This is a genomic window from Thermofilum adornatum, from assembly GCF_000446015.1.
Taxonomy (GTDB): domain Archaea; phylum Thermoproteota; class Thermoprotei; order Thermofilales; family Thermofilaceae; genus Thermofilum; species Thermofilum adornatum.
In genome coordinates, this window is record NC_022093.1 from 1,719,027 (window position 1) to 1,738,658 (window position 19,632).

Annotated in this window: 21 protein-coding genes; 1 reads left to right on the plus strand and 20 read right to left on the minus strand. The window is 45.2% G+C overall.

The window, feature by feature from the left end; genetic code table 11:
• Positions 1 to 2: 2 nt before the first annotated feature.
• The 20 genes from N186_RS09245 to N186_RS09340 form a co-directional block, all read right to left on the minus strand.
• Positions 3 to 362, minus strand: coding sequence for a roadblock/LC7 domain-containing protein (locus N186_RS09245; protein ID WP_187147026.1), 360 nt, complete (start codon positions 360 to 362; stop codon positions 3 to 5).
• A complete protein-coding gene (locus N186_RS09250) occupies positions 359 to 895 on the minus strand; it encodes a globin family protein (protein WP_148682205.1) in 537 nt (178 codons plus the stop codon). Before N186_RS09250 ends, N186_RS09245 begins: the two co-directional genes overlap by 4 nt.
• A gap of 214 nt (positions 896 to 1,109) precedes the next feature.
• Entirely contained in the window at positions 1,110 to 1,682 is a 573-nt protein-coding gene (locus tag N186_RS09255; protein ID WP_020963562.1) for a globin family protein, read from the minus strand.
• Positions 1,683 to 1,888: 206 nt separating this feature from the next.
• Positions 1,889 to 2,143, minus strand: coding sequence for an AbrB/MazE/SpoVT family DNA-binding domain-containing protein (locus N186_RS09260; protein WP_020963563.1), 255 nt, complete (start codon positions 2,141 to 2,143; stop codon positions 1,889 to 1,891).
• A 106-nt stretch (positions 2,144 to 2,249) separates the two neighbouring features.
• Complete coding sequence (locus tag N186_RS09265) at positions 2,250 to 3,068, minus strand: sulfite exporter TauE/SafE family protein (protein ID WP_020963564.1); 819 nt, start codon at positions 3,066 to 3,068, stop codon at positions 2,250 to 2,252.
• Between the two features lie 76 nt (positions 3,069 to 3,144).
• A complete protein-coding gene (locus N186_RS09270; RefSeq protein WP_020963565.1) occupies positions 3,145 to 3,849 on the minus strand; it encodes an ABC transporter ATP-binding protein in 705 nt (234 codons plus the stop codon).
• Positions 3,842 to 4,618 (minus strand): ABC transporter ATP-binding protein, encoded by a 777-nt coding sequence (locus N186_RS09275; RefSeq protein ID WP_020963566.1) that lies wholly within the window; start codon positions 4,616 to 4,618, stop codon positions 3,842 to 3,844. The genes N186_RS09270 and N186_RS09275 overlap by 8 nt, the downstream gene beginning before the upstream one ends.
• Entirely contained in the window at positions 4,611 to 5,657 is a 1,047-nt protein-coding gene (locus N186_RS09280; protein ID WP_020963567.1) for a branched-chain amino acid ABC transporter permease, read from the minus strand. Before N186_RS09280 ends, N186_RS09275 begins: the two co-directional genes overlap by 8 nt.
• Before the next feature lie 6 nt (positions 5,658 to 5,663).
• Positions 5,664 to 6,629, minus strand: coding sequence for a branched-chain amino acid ABC transporter permease (locus N186_RS09285; protein ID WP_020963568.1), 966 nt, complete (start codon positions 6,627 to 6,629; stop codon positions 5,664 to 5,666).
• A 1-nt stretch (position 6,630) separates the two neighbouring features.
• The gene (locus N186_RS09290) at positions 6,631 to 7,923 is read right to left on the minus strand and encodes an ABC transporter substrate-binding protein (RefSeq protein WP_052885720.1); all 1,293 of its coding nucleotides are present in this window, start codon (positions 7,921 to 7,923) and stop codon (positions 6,631 to 6,633) included.
• A gap of 220 nt (positions 7,924 to 8,143) precedes the next feature.
• Positions 8,144 to 9,106 (minus strand): 2-hydroxyacid dehydrogenase, encoded by a 963-nt coding sequence (locus N186_RS09295; protein WP_020963570.1) that lies wholly within the window; start codon positions 9,104 to 9,106, stop codon positions 8,144 to 8,146.
• A gap of 178 nt (positions 9,107 to 9,284) precedes the next feature.
• Complete coding sequence (locus N186_RS09300; RefSeq protein ID WP_020963571.1) at positions 9,285 to 10,814, minus strand: substrate-binding domain-containing protein; 1,530 nt, start codon at positions 10,812 to 10,814, stop codon at positions 9,285 to 9,287.
• Between the two features lie 70 nt (positions 10,815 to 10,884).
• The gene (locus N186_RS09305) at positions 10,885 to 11,901 is read right to left on the minus strand and encodes a 3-oxoacyl-ACP synthase III family protein (protein ID WP_020963572.1); all 1,017 of its coding nucleotides are present in this window, start codon (positions 11,899 to 11,901) and stop codon (positions 10,885 to 10,887) included.
• A 56-nt stretch (positions 11,902 to 11,957) separates the two neighbouring features.
• Positions 11,958 to 13,187, minus strand: a complete 1,230-nt coding sequence (locus N186_RS09310; protein WP_020963573.1) for a branched-chain amino acid ABC transporter permease — start codon at positions 13,185 to 13,187, stop codon at positions 11,958 to 11,960.
• Positions 13,188 to 13,191: 4 nt separating this feature from the next.
• Positions 13,192 to 14,055: a branched-chain amino acid ABC transporter permease gene (locus N186_RS09315; RefSeq protein WP_148682208.1), complete on the minus strand. Its 864-nt coding sequence runs from the start codon at positions 14,053 to 14,055 to the stop codon at positions 13,192 to 13,194.
• A gap of 9 nt (positions 14,056 to 14,064) precedes the next feature.
• Complete coding sequence (locus N186_RS09320) at positions 14,065 to 14,784, minus strand: ABC transporter ATP-binding protein (protein WP_052885721.1); 720 nt, start codon at positions 14,782 to 14,784, stop codon at positions 14,065 to 14,067.
• A 1-nt stretch (position 14,785) separates the two neighbouring features.
• On the minus strand, positions 14,786 to 15,538 hold the full coding sequence (locus N186_RS09325; RefSeq protein WP_020963576.1) for an ABC transporter ATP-binding protein: 753 nt from the start codon (positions 15,536 to 15,538) through the stop codon (positions 14,786 to 14,788).
• A gap of 1 nt (position 15,539) precedes the next feature.
• A complete protein-coding gene (locus tag N186_RS09330; RefSeq protein ID WP_020963577.1) occupies positions 15,540 to 16,319 on the minus strand; it encodes an alpha/beta fold hydrolase in 780 nt (259 codons plus the stop codon).
• 2 nt (positions 16,320 to 16,321) lie between these two features.
• Positions 16,322 to 17,119 carry an alpha/beta fold hydrolase gene (locus N186_RS09335; RefSeq protein ID WP_020963578.1) on the minus strand — a complete coding sequence of 266 codons (798 nt, stop codon included), beginning with the start codon at positions 17,117 to 17,119 and terminating at the stop codon, positions 16,322 to 16,324.
• Positions 17,120 to 17,124: 5 nt separating this feature from the next.
• Complete coding sequence (locus tag N186_RS09340) at positions 17,125 to 18,660, minus strand: class I adenylate-forming enzyme family protein (protein ID WP_020963579.1); 1,536 nt, start codon at positions 18,658 to 18,660, stop codon at positions 17,125 to 17,127.
• Positions 18,661 to 18,890: 230 nt separating this feature from the next.
• Here N186_RS09340 and N186_RS09345 point away from each other — a divergent pair, with 230 nt between their 5' ends.
• Positions 18,891 to 19,625 carry a helix-turn-helix domain-containing protein gene (locus tag N186_RS09345; protein WP_148682211.1) on the plus strand — a complete coding sequence of 245 codons (735 nt, stop codon included), beginning with the start codon at positions 18,891 to 18,893 and terminating at the stop codon, positions 19,623 to 19,625.
• The last annotated feature ends 7 nt before the right edge of the window (positions 19,626 to 19,632 follow it).

Below are 19,632 nucleotides of genomic sequence, written 5' to 3' on the forward strand. Positions count from 1 at the left end.
TTCTAGGCTGTCTCTAGTTTTTTCTTTATGTCTCTTAGTGTGTATAGTAGTACTCCTAGACGTGTGTCTTTGTTGAATAGGACTGCTAGGTATCCTATTTGGCCTAGCTTGGTGTATATTATTCCCGAGCCGTCTGGGGCGTTGACCGTGATCCATTCTGCCTCACCCTTTCCCAGCTCCGTGCTAGCCCTGTTGCCCACCTCGCTCAACACAGCTGTCAGCGCTACAACCTTCTCCTCCAGCTCCTTGTCAGCCAGACTACTAAACAAAGGCAAACCATCACTACTCGAAACAACAAAACCCTCAACACCACCAACCCTAGCCACGCCTTCAACAACACGCCTAACCTCCTCAACACTCACATAAACCACCATACTTTTAGCTCCTTGGCCAATTCGTTTAAGAATGTCCTGGTGTATATGTCGACTAGCCTGTTATAGACCTCTTCACTGATCCCTGTGGCTTTCTTGAAAACTCTCTGCCTTATTATTTCGTAGCTGAGAATCATGACGGCGAGATTCCACCCAAAGACCTTTGCAAGCATAACTATATGGCTCGGTTCACCGTCGCTTGTCTTCAGAGTCTCAGATAGAAAAACAGAGACCAAGGGAGATAGAGAGTGCAAGGGGAAACCTCCCCTAACAAGCAATAGGCCAATCCTAGCGACATCTAGGCAGTGACGCTCGCCGTAATCACTCTGGAAAATAGTTGTGAACCAATATTCAAAAAGCCTCTTGGATCTTGTCTCGTCTAGCCCGGCCTTTTTCAAGGCTTCTGACAAATCATTGTTTTTTGATATCGAGTCTAGTGCTGTCCTCACTATTTCTTCTTTCCTTGCAGAAATTGCTTTGTATATTTCCTTTAAGTTTTTCTTAACGTCTTCTGTTATACCCAAGAGAAGAGAACTCTTCACAGCCAGAAACTAGAATGGTTCTTAGAGATTCCTCATGCGCCACAACATCCAACCGTAATGATTGAATATAACTCTAGAGGTAAACTATGTTTTACTATTAACTAATCCAGCTACTTCACAAACTTTCCTACGATTTGAAACAGTGCTTGGAAAGGGGAAGCTAACCTATTAGCTATTTAGCCTGTCAAGGCCACGTCTAAGCCAGTTCTTTGTCTATATTCCTGTAAATTTTCTCAGCTGTAAGCTTCAATAGACGATCATAACTTCCACTAGTGATACCTAGGCTGTTCGCGAAAACCTCTTCATCTATCGTAAAGTAACTCTCCATCATGTTTGACAGCAACCATCCACATGCTTGTATGATTGCCTTTACCTGATTGGAATTTGAATGGCTATGCCTTACAATTTCTTGAGAAAGAATGAACATAAGCATGATAAGCATCCTAGGCGGGATGCCTATCTTTATTAGATCAAAAGTCAACCTGGCGATTCTAACTGTATGTTCTTCGCTGAAGTCTCCTTTAAACATCTCATCTAATATGTTTTCCAAAATACCTCTAACGTATCCAGGTTCAAGCCCCCTCTCGCGAAATATTCGGGCTAACTCAGAGTTCTGCAGAAGGGAATACATACAGGCATGAACAATTTCATCCTTACTTAAATTGACCATATGAGACATATCGTGGAGAGTTGTCTTAGTCTGATTATTTATCCCGAGTAGAAGACTCGAGTATAACCCATTTTTTAGTATTTTCTCTCGCAAACTCATGAATCTCACTATAAATTATTTTTACAATCATATAAACTTTTTAGATATTAAACCTTTAGAAAAAATCCATTTTCTTGTGCAAATTTGCCTATATCCAAAAAAATAAGAACTACCAAGTAGGTTCTTTAGTACCTATACCTTGAAACAATACGAATGTGTTGCCAGCGTGATATTCCACGTTAAAATAGCTCATATAGCAAATGTTTCTATAACCAAGCATTTTCAGTGCGTCTTTCCAGCCATTTCTCTTCATTCTCATCTAGCTCCCTCTCAAACATGTCAACATCAAACTTTGGGCCCTCACCCCTCGCCCTAAGCTCAGCCCATAAGTCTCTCGCCCTCAAAACAAGTTCATCACCTTTAACCTCTAGCTCGAGAACCATGCCCTCCTTGAGCCCAAGTCTCTCTCTAACAGCCTTGGGGACAACTATGACGCCCCTCTTGCCCATCCTAACCTTCATACTATTTGATTCTATTTTCTTCTGAGGAAATAAAAAGCTTCTGCAAAAACATCGATGGTTATAGTAAAGGAAACGAGCATTTACGAAAATGGCAGCCCGACTCTTTTTATAGTAGTTGTTCTGCAATCATTATTATCCCTAGGGCTATGAATACTATTCCTATTATCTTTGAGAGGGAGGCTTCGGGAACCTTGTTTGCATATACTGCGCCTATCCTCCCACCCACAATACTTCCTGCACCTACCAAGATGAAGGCTAATGGCGACACATATCCGTTGAGGGCATAGCCAATAGCTCCTGATAGAGCAGTCAGAGTCATCATCAATGTGGAGGTTCCGACTGCCTTGTGTAGCGGATACTTAAGGAGAACTATGAGCGTTAGAAGAAACATTATACCGCCTCCTGCGCCGAAGATGCCGCTGATTATCCCTAAGAGGAAACCCAAAACAAGTGAGACCGCGACCTGTATAGGCCCGACCTTTATGCTATTATTTTGGCCCGAAACATTCTTGGTGTCCATGCTTTGAGGGGAGTGCTGGGAGCTTAGTAGCCCGATTAGTCCTTTTCCGCTTAGTCTTCCTGCACCAATGATGACTAAAAAGATGCCAAAGCCCCTGCCTAAATTTGCGCTTGGTATGTATTTAGCAATCCTGCTTCCCACCTGTGCCCCAACCACTGCGCCAAGTGCAAGCCCCAGGCCTGATCTTAGCTCTACATTTCCCATCCTATAGTAAACAATTGACACGATTATAGAGGCTATCACGTCTACTGCGAGGCTCGTCCCAATAGCTGTGTGAATTGGAAGACCAAACAAGAGCGTTAGCGCTGGAACGACGATTAGGACGCCGCTTGATCCTATCAGCCCTGTAACGCCTCCCGAGCAAAGCCCCAAAGCTATAAGACCTAGAAGTGACAGCGAGTCCATCTGTCTCGCCAGACTTACCTATAACAAAACGCATAAATGACTTGCTATTATAAAGTTAGGAAGATTAAGGAAAAAATTATTTTCCAAAGAAGAGCTTCTCTATCTCTATGTGCCTAAATTCTTCGGCTGAGCCTTCTCTGAGTATTCTCCCGCCCACAAGGACAGAGGCTTTGTCTGCTACCTCGAGGGCTCTCGCAACGTTTTGCTCCACGACTAGAACGGCTATGTTCATTGTTTCCTTTATTTCTCTGACCTTTCGCATAAGAGTTATCCCGGCTTTTGGCGAAAGACCGGCTGTAGGCTCGTCTAGTAGTAAGACCTTGGGGTTCGTCATGAGTGCGCGGGCCACTGCAAGCATCTGCCTCTCTCCGCCGCTCAGTGTCTTTGCTTTTTGGTGTCTTCTCCTCTTTATCTCGGGGAAGAGCTCGAAGATGTTCTCGATGTCTTCCTTGATTTTTGGGTCTCTGCCCCTTATAAAGGCGCCGACGTAGAGGTTTTCCTCTACGGTGAGGTTTGGGAAAACGTTGTCTAGCTGTGGAGAGTAGCTTACCCCTAGCTTGACTATTTCTGATGGCTTTTTGCCAGTTATCTTTGTGCCGTCGAGATAGATATCTCCACTATGTATGGTCGCTATCCCAAAAACCGAGTTTAGGAGCGTGGTTTTCCCTGCACCGTTTGGGCCAAGGATAGCCAGTATTTCTCCCTTTGAAAGCTCGAGGCTTACCCCCTGGATAACCCTCATTTTGCCGTATCCAGAGTATAGTTCGCTTATTTTAAGCATTGGCATCACCTAAATACGCCTCGATAACCCTCTTATCTGACACAACTTCGTCCGGCTTCCCCTCTGCCAATAGCTGGCCGTTGTGGAGGACATAGACGTAGTCCACGTACTGCATCATCACCTCTATTCTATGCTCCACTATTAGGAATGTGTAGCCGTTAGCATTAAGCTCCCTCACAAGCCTAAACAGGTTGTGTGCCGCTGTGGCCTCTACGCCGGCTGCCGGCTCGTCTAGCAAGAATACTCTTGCAGGCGTCATAAGGCCCCTAATGGTTTCTATGAGCTTCATGTGTGCCCCGCTCAGCTCTGAAACCCTTACGTTTGCATATTCTAGGAGGCCAAACCTATTTAGTAGTTCGATGGCCTTTTTTGCAAGCGCTTTCTCTTCTTCCTGCCAAGTCTCAGGGTTGATAGCTTTCAATGGATGCTCGCCTTTCTGGCCGAAGGGGGTCAACAGGAGGTTTTCGAGGACTGTTAGGGACTTGAACAAGCGTGGTATCTGGAAGGTCCTCACTATGCCCTTTGCAAACACCTCGTTGGGGTTTAGGCCGTCTATCCTCTCGCTGTTGCCTCCATTGTGGTACCAGACCTCCCCCTTGTCAGGCACATAGAAGCCAGAGACCACGTTGAAGAGTGTCGTCTTTCCACTGCCGTTGGGGCCTATAAGGCCGACAACGCCTCTCTCTGGCACGCTTATACTTACATCTTGCAAAGCTACGATCCCTCCAAAAGTCTTAGTTACATTGTCTACCTCTAGGATGTTAGCCACTTTTCTCACCCTTTACCTCTTCTTCATATACCTTCCATGCAGGTGTCTCTATCTTTCCCTCCTTCAGGATTCCCTGAGGACGGAAAAGGAGGACAACAACGATCAAGAAGCCTACCAGGAATCCTCTGATATAGTCGGGTGAGATAATTGTTATGCCGAGCTGTGGCGTCACAAAGGCGAGGAGCCTGTCAAAGAGAGTAAAGATAGCGGCACCTAGAAGCGAACCTTCAAGGTTGCCCATACCTCCAAGAATTATCATTGCCCAAACATTGAATGTAACTGCAGGAACAAATATGTCTGGATTAATTGAGCTATAGTAAAAGGCTAAGAGTACACCGGCCATACCAGCGAAACCCGACCCAATAAAGAGAACCATTGCCTTAAGCCTTGGTACGTGTTTGCCTAGGCACAGTGCAGCTATCTCGTCATCTCTTACTGCCCTTAGTGTTCGCCCGAGTGGCGAATTGTAGAGACGGCGAAATACAAAGTAAGTAAGTGCTAGAAGAGCCAATACGATAAATAGGTAGAGCAATGCCCTCAGCGTTGGATTAGGTACCCAGGCAAATGGGTGCGGAATAGACATTATGCCCTTGCTTCCTCCTAGTGGCTCATAGTGTTGGACAAAGATCCTGAAAAGCTCGCCTGTACTAAGTAATGTGAAGCCTACAAATGCCGGTCCAACCCTTATAATTGGATAGCTAAGGAGATACCCTACTATGCCGGCTACCAGAAAAGCTAAAACCAATGATGCTACCAGTAGTCCTATATCGAGAATAGGATTCTTCGTAGCTAGTTCGCCTAGAAGCACAATTCCCTCGATATCAAAGGGTGAAACTTTAGATGTATCTACACCGCTAAGCAAAAGGAAAAGGTAAACCGTCAAAGCTGCACCGATATAGGCTCCGAGGCCATAGAAAAACACCTTTCCAAAGTTTGTCACACCGCTAGTGCCAGACTCGAAGTTCAGGCTTACAGCGAGTATACCATATATCCCTAAGAACGTAAGCCAGCTTATCAGGAAACCAACCACATCTATCATCTGGCTTCACCCCCTTTTTCTCCTATACCTGAATGGTAAACCACCAGCTGCGCCAAGAGGTGGAAAAGCAATCAAGATAACAATCAATGTTACAAATGTCAAGAAGGTTCTAAAGCTAGTTGGGACACCGAACCAAGCATTCAGGAAACTAATGCCGACATTCTCTATGAGGGCAATCACGAATGCTCCAATGCCTGTCTTAACCAATGAGACCAGCCCCCCGATAAATGCAACGGTGAAGACTTGTAGAATCATAGCGTCGCCGGTTGTAGGCGTGACTGTTCCCGAGAAACTTGTCCAAATTGCTCCACCTATCCCGACTATGCCGCCCGTTATCAGCCATGTAACAGTTATTACCTTGTTCCTGGGTATCCCAGAAATCTCGGCCAAGACCGGGTTGTCTGCAACGGCGCGCATCGCTTTTCCCAGCGAGGTTTTATTCAGGAAAAAGTAGAGAAATACAACCATGCCGACAGCTGCCACAAGAACCGCAATGAAGCCGCCAGACAACCTTAGGCCCCCTATCGTGATTTCTGGTACGTCATTATAGAGTATTCTCCCATACGAGACAAAGTTGACCCCGCTAAGTGCGTGTGCTATGTCAGCCAACATGTAGAGGACATAGTTGTACATTATCCAGAGACCCATCGACGCTATCATTATGAGAGACATTGAAGCTCCTCTATCACTAAGGGGTTTAAAGACAAAAATGTGACTAGCAACAGCAAGCGTCCCAGAAACGAGGAACGCCAGTAGGCACGATAAGAGAAGGCTCTGGTTGCCAAGCAAGCCATTAAGAAATACGGCTACATAGGCTCCGTAGGTTATAAAATTGGCGTGGGCAAAGTTCATGACCCGCGTCGTTCGATAGCTAAGGGTAAGGGGTACGGCAAAGAGTAGATAGAAGAAAGAGTAAAAAAGAAAATTTATTATTGTGTTTTGGTCAAGTGGTAGCATATATTGTTGCTTCACCCTATGGGTATGGTTTCTCGGTGAATATTATTTGTCCATTCTGGTAGAAGCCGACGTCTTTGAAGTCGTAGCCAGCGCCAGTCTTTACTATGGCCCATACGCCGTAGTCCTGGTTTGCCTTGTCACCAGCGCTGTCAAAGATCGTCCAGCCACTTACACCGTAGTAGTGCTTTGCAACTTCCACCAGGGCGTTCCTAATTGCATTGCCGTCGTTGCTTCCAGCCCTAAGGATTGCCCAGCCCGCAACCTGGACTGCGTCGTACAAGTTGTCACAGAAGACTGTGGCATCTACCCCATACTTCTCCTTAAGTTTCTGTTTGAACTCTTCATAGAGAGGATTCGCTACAAAAAGCGGACGTGTTCCCAGAAGCTTAACCTTTGCAGCAAAAGCTCCAACGGCAGGTGTCTTAAGCTCTGCTGCTCCATGCGGGCCCTCCGATAGGAACCATCTAACACTAGAGAGAATAGACGACTCTGCAGCGTGGGAAAGTATGTTTCCGCCGTCCGTGTCGAATGAGATTAATACAACAGCATCGGCTTGCTCAGTCTGAACCTTGCTCGCAAGGCTGTTAACGTCCGCCGCATAGTCAGAAAGGTCTGGCTGATAAGGCATGTCGACAACTTTCCCGCCAAATTGCGTAAATGCCTTTGAAAAGAAGTCGGCAAACGCGTTTCCATACTCGTCGTTCCTGTGGAAGACTATTACTTTTCTTGCACCCTCCTGGAAAGCAAGGGTTGCGAGGACTTTTGCTTGGCCAGCGTCAGAACCGACGGTCCTGAATATAAAATCGTTGGGTATCGCGAGTGTTGGCGCGGTCGAGGATGGAGAAATTATTACTATCTGGTTGCTGTCTGCAAAGCTTTTTACTGCTTTGACCTGAGAGCTTGCAGCTGGCCCGATGACCACCTTTATTCCTTGCTGTGCAAGCGTCTGGACATTTGATACGGCCTTGTCAACAGATGTGCCATCATCCAATATAACAGCCTTAAACTCGACATTGAAGCCGTAGGCCTGCACCTCCTTGTTCAAGTCCTCTATAGCCATCTGTGCAACTTTTTCCCAGATTTTACCTATAGATGAAAGAGAGCCAGTGAGTGGGAGAGTGAAGCCTATCTGTATAACTTTTTTAGATGCCGAGGGTTGTCCTCCAGCGGGTTGCTGGGGCTGTCCTTGCTGGGGACCAGCGAAGAATCCCGAGGCGGCGAAGCCAATGGCCATTCCAACTATAAGTGTAACAATAACTGCGGCGATGAACTGTACGCTAAACTTAGATTTTCCTGCTTGTTGTGTCATGTGTTCTCCCCCTTGGGGGATGTAGTACAGCGATATGTAGGCTATATATGTCTTTGCCAAATATCTTCGCAGAAAATTGCAAAACAAAGGTAAGAATTTTGAAAAAAGTGTCAAGAACATCTTTGAATATGTGTAAAACTTACCATTAGAATATGCATATCAGTAATGCTTATAAAAGAGCCCCTAAAATTGCCGATAAATATATTTAGCGAAACTTTATTTAATACTCTCTTGATTTGGTCAATACGTTTAGAGGTTTTTCTCCTCTAAGGTATCTTGCTATGTTTTCTGCAGCGAACCTGAGGCATTTCTCCCTGGATTTCTTTGTCCATCCTGCCTTGTGGGGCGTAGCTATAACATTTGGGAGCCTGTGGACACCTATACTTGAGGGGTAGCCTTGGCTTGGCGGATAGGTCCACCATACGTCTATGCCTGCCCCGGCTATCCAGCCTTGTGTCAGGGCTTTGTATAATGCGTGTTCGTCTATAACGGGGCCCCGGCCTATGTTTATGATATAGGCTGTTTTCTTCATTGACTTTAGTTCTTCTTCTCCTATGAGGCCTCTCGTCTCTCGTGTCAGCGGGAGAGCTATTACTGCATAGTCTGCCTGGGAGAGAGCCTCTTTGAGCTTGTCTTGTCCGTAGCATTCGTCGCAGTACTCGTCTCTTTCTGGGTTCTTCTTGACAGCTACTACTTTCATGTTGAATGCCTTTGCTATCCTCGCTATCTCTCTGCCGATATTGCCGTATCCAACGATGGTTAGTGTTGAGCCTTCAAGGTCTAGTAAGAAGTTTTCCTCTGTGTAGCTTCTCCACTTGCCGTTCTTTACCTCGTAATCCTGCTCTACAATTTTCTTGGCAAGTGAAAGCATGAGTGCGAAGGCGTGCTCTGCTACTGCCCTGGCGTTACAGCCCTTGGCCGTGGCAACCATGACGTTTCTATCGAACAGGGCCTCTAGGTCTAAGTTGTCTGCGCCAGCCGCGGGAACCTGGACAAACTTAAGTTTTCCCGCTCTCTTGATTGCCTCCCTTGGCAAGGTAACAGCCATAGCTATGGACGAGTCTTCTAGGCCAGAAAAGTCGGCACCGCTCCAGTAGAGAATCTCGATTTTTCCGCCTAGAACGTCCTCAATTATCCTCTTTTCCCACTCGGCAAGCCTCAAATAAACAAACAACCTCTCCACAAAAAAGGAATGTGTGATGCAGGGATAATAAAGTTACGCAAATCTATGGGAGAAAGGGGCGGCATGAAATTTATATGTCTGTCTGCACATTTATATATTGATCCGGTAGGATCGCGCCTCGACTGCCCCGTATGTGGGCTGGATGAAAAGGCGCCCGGGAAAACACAAAAAAAGAAATTTATTTTTTGGGCTTTCTCCTAAGCAGTAAAACTGTAGCTAACACTATCACTAATACAATTATAGCCAGGACAATGTACAGAGTAAAGTCTTGTGCAGGCTGTTGTGGCTGAGCGGGTTTCGTGGGCTGTGTTGGCTGTTGTTGTGCTGGTTGTTGTGGCGGATACAGGTTGACCTCTACTGGGGGTGTAACGCTTTTAACTGTGTCTATGTATTGTGGAGCAAACATTCCAATTTTGAGGAGGGGCTTGTAGAGGTCTGGTAGATCCTGCTCGGTATAGTATTTGGCAAGAGAGGTTGTATCCCACACTATTTGTGCAATATACATGTCCTGTACTGTTCTGTGGTCTTCTTTTCTTATCTTTATGTCTCCCTTCACAGATGTAAATGTGAGGCCTTCAAGCGCGTTGATTAGTTTTTCAGAGTCTGTTGAGCCGCCGGTCTTCTTTAATGCTAGTCCAAGCGCATGGCCAGCCACGAATCCCTCGCCGACAAAAAGGTCTGGCAAGGGGAAGGCTATGAGGACTGAGCCCATCGTTGGAAGTGCTTTTTTCTTGTAGAGTTCAACATACTTTGAGACAAGCCAGTCGTTGACTGGGTTATTCTGTGGTAGGTTCCAAGCATACTTCATCATTCCCTTGTAGTTGGGCAGGTATAGGCCCATTTTTAATAGGTTCAGGGTTGCTAGGTCTGGTATGCCTGAGGTGACTTTCATCTTTTGGTAAACTCCTGAAGCGTTTATCTGTTGGTAGAGTGTTAGAGCTGTTGCTCCACTCCATACGGGAATGAATACCTCTGCCTTTGAGGCCAGGAGAGACTGGATGTAGGGCGTAAAGTCAGTGGTTGTTACGGGGGCATATATTGCGGCGACAACGCTTCCTCCTTTCTGTTGAATGATTGTTGACCAGGCATCGACAGTAGAGCGTCCCCAGGAGTTGCTCGGTGCTAGGAATGCAACTGTTTTGCCGAGGGTGGTGGCAAATGTTCCACCTGCAATTGCGTCGTGCCAAGTTGTACTTGAAATCTGGAAAACGTACCTGTTTAGGTAGGTCTTGGTTATCTCGTGGTCAGCGGCAGGGACAACCAAGAATACGACCTTGTATTTTTGGGCTATCTGTGTGAGGGCGATAGCTGACGGGCTGTCTGAACAGCCTACGAGTATCTCGGCTCCCTTGTTTTGTATCAAGTCCTCTGCTGCTTTTGTAGCTGTGGCTGGGTCTGGGATTTGCTGGCCGGCTGGAACATTGGTTGCCGCTATGATGTGTATTGTTTTGCCTTGCCAGTTAAGTTTCCATTCTAGGTTTGGCGTAACTGTCTCGAAGCTCGGTATCTCTAGCGCGTACATGAGTCCAAGAATGAAGCCGTTAATTGACATGTCGCCATAGTAGCTTAGTGCACCTGTCCTGTCGGTAACGATGCCTATAACGATTTCATTGGGGTTCTGGGCCTTGACGTTTATTGGTACAAAGGCTAGTGCTATTAGTGCTATCAAGAGGAGGGAGAGACTTTTAGCTCGTTCTTTTGTTGTCATACGGTTGTAATAATAATTTCTTATTCAATAAAAAAAGGGTTAACTACTATTTCTGGGCTCTATCTGCCTTTTATATCCAGCGGAAGATTGCGCTTGCCATGACGAAGCCTACTCCAGAAGTGATGAACTGTATGTAGTCTCCCTTCTTAATCTTGCCCTGTGTTAGAGTATCGTGTAGAGCCATGAATACGCAGGCAGATCCAGTGTATCCATATTTCTCCATGATGGTTGGGGCCTTCTCGATTGGCTGTCCAAGTAGCCTCATCAGCTGGTGGATCATCTCTCTGTTTACCTGTGTGACGAAGTAGTAGCTTATGTCGTTGGCTGTTAAATTTGCCTTTTTCTGTACCTCTTGTGCGAGTCCTGGCCAGTGGCGAAGGTTTATGTCGGGTGGATACCTTTTAAGGTACCTCAGCTTGTGCCATCCCTCCTTTACGACGTTCTCGTTTACTGGTCTTGCACCCCCTATGTATATGCCCCAGTAGTCTGTATAACTACCATCCGCAATTATTTTTCCAGTAATGTAGCCAGGTTCACTTGATGGGCCAAGAATGACGGCTCCAGCTCCGTCAGAGAAAATGGAGGCAGTCACGTCTTGTGGGTCAATAAATTTGGTCATCGTGTAAGGTGAAACTACCAAGACATAGTTGACGTCTTCGTTGAGCATGATGTTCTGTGCCGCAAGCATGAGGGCTATTGTGTTGTCTGCACAGGCCGCGTTTATGTCGAAGCCTCCCGTTTTTAGTTTTGCGCCTAGCTTCTGGTGAACTGCACAAACTGTTGGTGGGGTCTGGAAGTCTGGGGTATCTGTTGCGAATATGATAAGGTCGATATCGTCTATAGTGAGGTTGGCGTTTTGAAGAGCCATTCTAGCGGCTTCTGCGGCTAGATCCGAGGGGGCCTGGTCTGGCGCAGAGACGTATCGGTGTTTGATGCCTATGCGGTTTTCTAGTGCATTTCTCCATGCATCGGGGAGCTTGAGACCAAAGAACTTTTCATAGTCATCGTTAGTTACTAGTGTTTTTCCAAGGGCTATGCCCGTGCTCACTATCCTGGCATATTTTTTTATTTCAGGCTTCGTAGCCATCAAAATACTCTGGGAAAAATCCTATAAAATAAAAACGGTTAACTATTTCCCGAAACCTAAAAGATGCTTTCGATCTTTCTCTTGAGCTTCCAGCCTTTAAGCAACCATGTACCGTATATACCGTAAGGTAATGCCAGGACAACTATTATGTAGAGGAGTCCGAGAATAAAGCTGGGGAAGAGTTGCAGTTGTTGGAGTGACAGGAAGCCTAGTGATATGAGTGCTGGAGTTATCGTTGAAAGGTAGTCTCTAAGGAAGCCAGCAAGGATACCGCCAATAGCTGGTCCAACGAATGTGCCGAGACCACCCAGTATAGCACCAGTCATGGCAATGAAGGTCTTATCGGTTGCGAAGACGTCTGGCTGGATTGTAGGTATGCAGGCGACGTACACGCTTCCGGCTACCCCTGCAAAGACGCCTGAAATAAAGAAAGCTATTAACTGGTGGAGAAAAACGTTGTAGCCTATAACAGATGCCCTTACCGGATTCTCCCTTATTGCTATAAATGTGCTTCCCAGAGGGGATGTGATGATTCTCTTAATCAACAGATATGATATGTAGAGGCTAAGGAGAGAGACTAGGTACACGTTAAGAGGATATACAAATCGCAGGATTCTTACATAAGGAAGACCTGAACCTACTTCATGGAGGAATGTTGCCGAGGAGCTAAAGATTACGTACCCACTATAACCTAAGAAGATAAAGAGCAATAAGACAATCAGTGTTTTGAGAACTTTCTGGCGTTTCCGCTTTGTGCTAATGATGTCTATCATCCCGGTCACAAGTGATAGAGCAAGAAATATTGTGAAGAGGGCGAGGTAGAGGTACAGCCCTTCAAGTGAAGCCATCTCAGGTATCGTACCTACCGTCACAGCAACAGTGGTTTGGGCAGAGTACTCAATAGTAGCTCTAATGGCTTCCGAAATAGCAAGCGTTAAGATACCATAGTACAGTCCCCTAACACGGTAGCCGGGAAGACCCATGCCGACATAAACAGCTCCCGAAATAAGTGCGGCGGGAATAAGAGATAGAAGGAACGGGACACCCTGCTTGAGAAGCACCGCCGTAATAAAGGCAGCAACACCGAATGGAACTGCGTGCCCGAAGCTTGGGATTCCCGCGAAACCCAAAACTATGTTGTAGCTTAGTGCAAGTAGAGCCCATACAAATGTCAGGGGAATGCCTGTAGCCAGTGACCTGTCTAGCCATGGAATGGCAAGGAGTATTGTTAAGGACAAGTATCCAAGAAACCTATTAGGCAACAAGTAGTTCCTTAGTTTCTCCATTTTCTCACCTCTTGAATAATCCTTCTGGTTTAACCACTAGGACAACTATCATGACTATGAGATCTATCGCAAAGCCCAGTTGGGGTATAAAGTAGGCTACAAGCCTGTCGACAAATCCTATCAGTAGACTCGCATAGAAGGCTCCCGAATAACTTTTCATGCCTCCTACCACGGGGATAGCGAATGCTAGAAGTGAAAAGTGGACAGGGAGCTCTATGGTTGCATGCGTCAGTGGAGCAACTAGTGCGCCACCCAGTAGTGCCAGGGCGACGCCAAATGTAAATGCAGACGTGAAGAGCATCGAGATATCTACACCGAAGACTGTAGCGAGCTCTCGGTTCTCTGTCCCCGCCCTAAGCTTTATACCAATCATGGTTTTTGAAAGAAGTGTACTCATGGTGCCGAATAGGACAAATCCAATCGCTATAAGAACAAACTTATAGATCCTTATCCTGACATCTGCTAGCTGTATATATCCTGACAACAAGAAGTTTTGAGTCTCCGGAAATACGAGCCCTGTTGGCCATATTAGTTGCATAAAGGTATACAATAGAGTCATTAGTCCCATGGTAAGTAGTAATTGTGCTAATGGATTCCCGTATACCGGCCGTATTATTGCTCTCTCGGTTAGAAGACCAAGGACTATCCCTATAAGAAAAGTTAACAATAGGCTCAACAGGAAGTTATTCGTCATGTAATAAAACGTCACAAAGAGATATGCTCCTAGTCCAAAAAAGGCGCCCTGTGCTAGGTTAAAGACATCCATTAAGCCAAAAATAATCACAAGTCCTATGGCTGCAAGGTAGATCATTGATGAATAAGTCAACCCGTCTATAACTGCGCTTAGAATCAATTCAGGTGAAACCATATCCACCACCTATAAGCTTACACCCAGGATTCTCCTTATTACATGATTGTTTTCTTCTATTTTTTCCGAGGGAAAACCTGTCACCACAACACCTTTATCCATCAGGTAAATGTAATCTGTTATTTCGCGGGCGTAAGCAAAGTTCTGTTCAATCAATAGTATTGTCTTCTTATTTTCAAGCATGTAGTGCCTCAGCTGCCTGTAGAAGTTTTTAACATAAGCTGGGCTTAGACCCTCAGATGGCTCATCTAGTATGAGAAGATCATGCTCCCTTACCAGTCCACATGCAAGTGCAAGCATTCTTTGCTGACCGCCGCTAAGTTCTCCTGCTAGGAGGCCAGAGAACCGTTTAAGCTCTGGGAAAAGATTCATTACCATTTCAAGCTTGTCGTCGAATTTTTCCTTTGGGCCATTATAGGCTAGCTTAAGGTTCTCAATGACGGTAAGGTTTGCAAATACATTTTTCTCTGCTGGGACAAAACTTATTCCCCTCTTGACTATGCTATGCGTTGGGAAATTAGTGATGTTCTCTCCTTTGAAAAACACTTCTCCCCTAGCTGCCTTATATATTCCCATTATTGTTTTTAGAGTTGTTGTTTTTCCCACGCCATTTCTACCTAGAATGGCCGTGAGCTTGTATTCTTCCGCTTCGAAGTTTACTCCTTGAAGTATATGGAAGCCGCCTATATATGCATGAAGATCCTTTACTTTCAGAATTGGAGACGCCACATCATTCACCCAGGTAGATTTTCTGAACCTCCCTATTCTCAACTATCTCTTTGGGAGACCCTTCCGCGAGAATACTTCCCTGATTCATTACGCTGACTTTGTCTGCTACTTCGAGAACAACATCTATTTTGTGCTCGATCACTACAACTGTTTTCTTCATTTCGTCTCTCAGCTTTTTAATGAGACGTACAATTGGTGCTACCTCCTCTAGAGATACGCCGGCCGTGGGCTCATCTAATGCTATGAGCTTTGGGTTTCCAGCAAGGGCAATAGCGATTTCTAGTTTCCGTTTGTCGCCTGGGGTGAGGCTACTTGCCAAAATGTTTGTCTTGCCGTAGAGGCCAGTTATGGAGGCAATCCGCATGGCTTCCCAGACAACATCTTTGTAATGGCTTGTTGGATGAATGAAGTCCCATCTCACGTTTTTCCATTTTGCTTGGACAGCAAGCCTTATGTTTTCGAGAACAGTAAGGTTTGGGAAAATCGAATATATTTGGAAAGACCTTGTTAGACCCAGGGAGCTAATGTAGTGAGGGGGTTTACCAGTTATATCTCTGTCCTCAAAATACACTTTACCACTTGTAGGTTTGAGGACTCCAGTAATCAAGTTAAATAGCGTTGTTTTCCCAGCACCGTTGGGACCTATTATAGCATGAACCGTGCCCTGCGCCACCTTCAGGTTAACATTGCTGACAGCTACGAGTCCACCGAAGCTCTTTGTGAGATTTTCTGTGCGTAGAATTATGCCTGACATGTTAGATGCCCCTGAAAAATTCTAGCAATAATTGGTTGTATTCTTCGGGTCTTTCCCTGTGGGGCATGTGTCCTACGCCTTTCATTATGTGCGCCTTTGAGGTAGGCACCATGGCGTGCATTTCTTCGACGACCTCTGGTGGGGATATGTAGTCTAGCTCTCCAGAAATGAAGAGAACAGGGTTCCTAAGTGATCTGATTATGTCTCTGTAGCTTTTTTCTGTCGCAGCTTCAGCGCTCTGTATGTAGACACGTTTATCAGTTCGTGAGATTATCTCATAGATTTCTCGTTTTAATTCGGTAGATGCGTATGGCGACACAGCGAACTCAGCTACTTGGCTGGCTATTTCATGCATAGACATGTTTTCAAGAACTTCTGTCATTGCTGGTGGGTATTCAGGTGCAATGGCTTCGAGGACAATCTTCTCAAATCTTTGTAGATACAAGCGGTAAAGCTCTAGCAGGACTAGGCCGCCCATTGAGTAGCCTACCATGAGCGCTTTCTCTATCTTTTCGGCTTCGAGGACGCTTTCTACGTCTCTAGCAAAATCCTCCATTGATATCCTTTTTGGGGGAATCTGGCTTTCGCCGTGCCCGCGAAGGTCTAGTGCTAATACCCTGTACCCCCTAGCTGGGAAGAACTCTAACTGGGGTTTCCATGTAAGATGGCTTTCGCCCAAGCCGTGTACGAAGATTATTGGTGTTCCATTTCCTTCAGCAACATAGTGTATCTTTATACCGTCTTTTGATTTTGCATACCTGTGCTCTAATCCCTGCGACATTTTTATTTCACCTCTCCCTTAAGAAAATTCGACACCAGTACATTAATTTCGCCCGGTTTTTCCCAAATAGAGACATGCCCACTTTCAACTTCAGCATATTTTCCATTGGGAAGCTCCTCAACTATCAACTTGGAGTATCTAGGCGGGAAGAATCTGTCATGAGTGCTGGCAACAACAAGAGTTGGCATTGTTAGTTTGGAGAGCTTTCCCCTCAGATCGAGCCTAAGAAAAGCTTTAATCATCTCTTCGAATGCTACCATGTCTACAAGCTCGAAGTTAGGTGCCAAAGAAGAAATAAAGGAGAAACTGTTATTGATGAACTCGTCTGAGAATATGTCCGGAATCATTACTTGCCACAGGAATCTACCTGACTTAAGCCGTGCCGCCAAAATCCACCTGTCGGCACGCAGTCTCAAGGCCTTGTCTACGGTGTGCGACGAATTTAGAATTACGAGTTTTTCGACTTGCTCGGAGAAGGCTAGCGCAGTAGCCAATGCTACTTTTCCGCCATAAGAGATGCCTGCAAGCGTAAAAGTGTTAATGCCCAAGTAATCTAACAGTTCCTTCAAGTCAGAAACATGTCTATCAATACTATAACCTGTCCTCGGCTTATCACTTTGTCCCTGACCACGCATATCATGTAGAACTACCTTATAGCCTAGGTTCCTCAGATATTCTGCTTGAAGCCTCCATCCTACAGTATTCATCGTTATGCCATTGAGTAGCACTACCGTCTTTTCCCCTTCACCTTCGACCTCGTAATAGATCTTTATACCGTCCGTTGTAGTGAAATACGCCATGGATCCTACACCTCTAACTTGTCTTCAGGTTTTCCATAAAGGATTTTAAGAGGCTGGCGAGCCACCTTCCCAGTCTCCGTGTAGACAAGTTGGGGAACAACTTCTACATACTTTGGTATTTTGTATTTCGCGAGCTTGTCTTTCAAGAAATCTATGACTTCTTCTTTCGTTATCTTTTCTCCCTCCTTAAGTACAATCAATGCCTTTGGAACCTCCCCCCACTTGGGGTCAGGGACTCCTATAACCACTGCATCCTTAATCTTTGGATGCATAATCAAAAGCCTCTCAATTTCTTCTGGATACACGCTCTCTTCACCACTCCTAATGATGTTCTTAATTCTCCCAGCTATCCAGAAATAGCCTTCCTCATCTACCCTAGCAACGTCTCCCGTAGCCAGCCATCCATCCTTTATAATAGACTTCATCTCTTCCTCGTTTTTCAGGTATCCTGAAAACACGCTTGGACCCCTTAGGTACAGCTCGCCCTCAACACCTCTGGGAGCCTCACTTCCATCTGGAAGAACAACCCTGGCCTCTATCAATAGGTTCGGTTTCCCAATCGACCCCATTTTCCTCTTAGCGTCCCATGGATCGAGAGCAAAAATACCTGGACCCATCTCGGTCATCCCAAAACCTTGTTTCTGGACAACACCCTTCTCAAATATTTTCTCGATGATGTCTGGCGTTAACGCTCCCCCGCCGCTTGTAAACCACCTAACGGATGAAAAGTCTGCGTCCTTGAAACGGGGCGAAGCAAGCAACATCCTAAGTTGCGTCGGAACCAGGAAGAGAAATGTTGGTCTCTCCTCTTCTACGAGGTCAATAAACCTATCAACATTCCATCTTCGCATTAGAATACTTGTCCCTCCAAACATTAATAGAGGGATTAGATATGTGAAGGCACCAATGTGGAAGAGAGGTAACGTGTTGATTGTGACGTCGCCAGGTATAACCAAGTCCCTAACAGTGTTCAAGGCGTTCCAGAGAATCATCCTGTGACTTACTATTGTAAATTTTGGCTTTCCAGTTGTTCCACCAGTTTGTAGTATTAGGGCGGGGTCTTCGAGGCAACACGCCGTCGAGACATCATTGGAAGAGTATTTCTCATAATTAAACTCGTTTGGACAGTCATAGCACACTTTCTTCGTCTCTATGTTAGAGACGGTTTCTGAAAATTCTTTTTCATATAGGAGAACTTTTGGATTGACTTTATCAACAAACTCTTGAATTTCACGTGAAGTGTACCTCGTGTTTATAGGAGCTAGGACACAGCCAATCTTGAAACATGCAAGAAGCGTGGCAACAAACTCTATGCGGCTCCACGAAAGAATAGCTACATAATCTCCCTTGCTTATTCCGAAATTTTCCCGAAGAAAATTAGCAATCTTGTTGGACATCTCGTTTAGCTGTGCAAAGGACACCGTACGTAAGGGTATCGTTAGGTCGTCCTTGAGTGCTATCCAATTACCACTTATATCTGCTCTACGAGCTATCCAGTTGTTGACCCATTTTCCACACGTATAGATTCTCTCCAGAGACATATAATGCATGTTAATAGGTGAAATCGTGTTATACATTTTAGGTTAACATTGTTAACCTTTGACATAATATTAATGACCGGGGTGCCATTCTTATCGTTGCTACAAGGATATTTCCTTCTCAACGATTAAAAGGTATCTCTTTTTCTATAGTTTTTACGACAGTAGGCTACATTATAAAAACACACTACAGAAAATTTAAATAGTTGTTTTCGTAATATTTTGCATGGATAATGATGTACATTGGAGTGTTCGACATTGAGCAATATGATTGCCCCGTTGTTAAATTGACCGAGAAAAGAGAAGGCGTTACAACAACAGTTCTATCAGTAAATGTATCTGAACTTTCAAGGGGAGTAGAGCAGATCTTTTTAACAATTAAGAGTTCCGAGCAGGACAAGCTTAAGGACATTCTAGAAGTCGCGCAAACAATTCCCGAAGTAAAGAACTGTAAAGTACTTGGGAAGTCTGACGATGCATGGAGAATACTCATGAACATTAAAAAGACACATACAATGGAGGCTAGTGTAAATCTTGGTGCAATGTTTGTTTCTCCGTGGATTGCGAGAAGCGGCGTTGAGAGGTGGACCCTAGGCTTCATAAGTAAGAAACAGTTCTACGATTTTCTGTCTTTGATCAGGGAAAGAGACCATGTAAAGAAATACTACTTGACAGAGGTAAAGGAGGAGGACTTTGTAACTGTTTCTGCAAACTATCTATCTATACTTAAATTGGTTTCGCAACTGAACAAGCTGACCCCCAATCAGCTGAACATGTTAAAGCTGGCTTTGTCTAAGGGATATTATTCGTGGCCGAAGGGGGTTGATAGCGTTGAACTATCAAGAATGCTAGGCGTTTCTCGTGTGAGTATAATTAAGTCGCTTAGGAAAGCTGAATACAAGGTGCTAGGTCCCGTTGTAGAATTTGTGTCAATGGTTAAGAAAGATTGGGAGAAAAACTACACTTAAATAATTT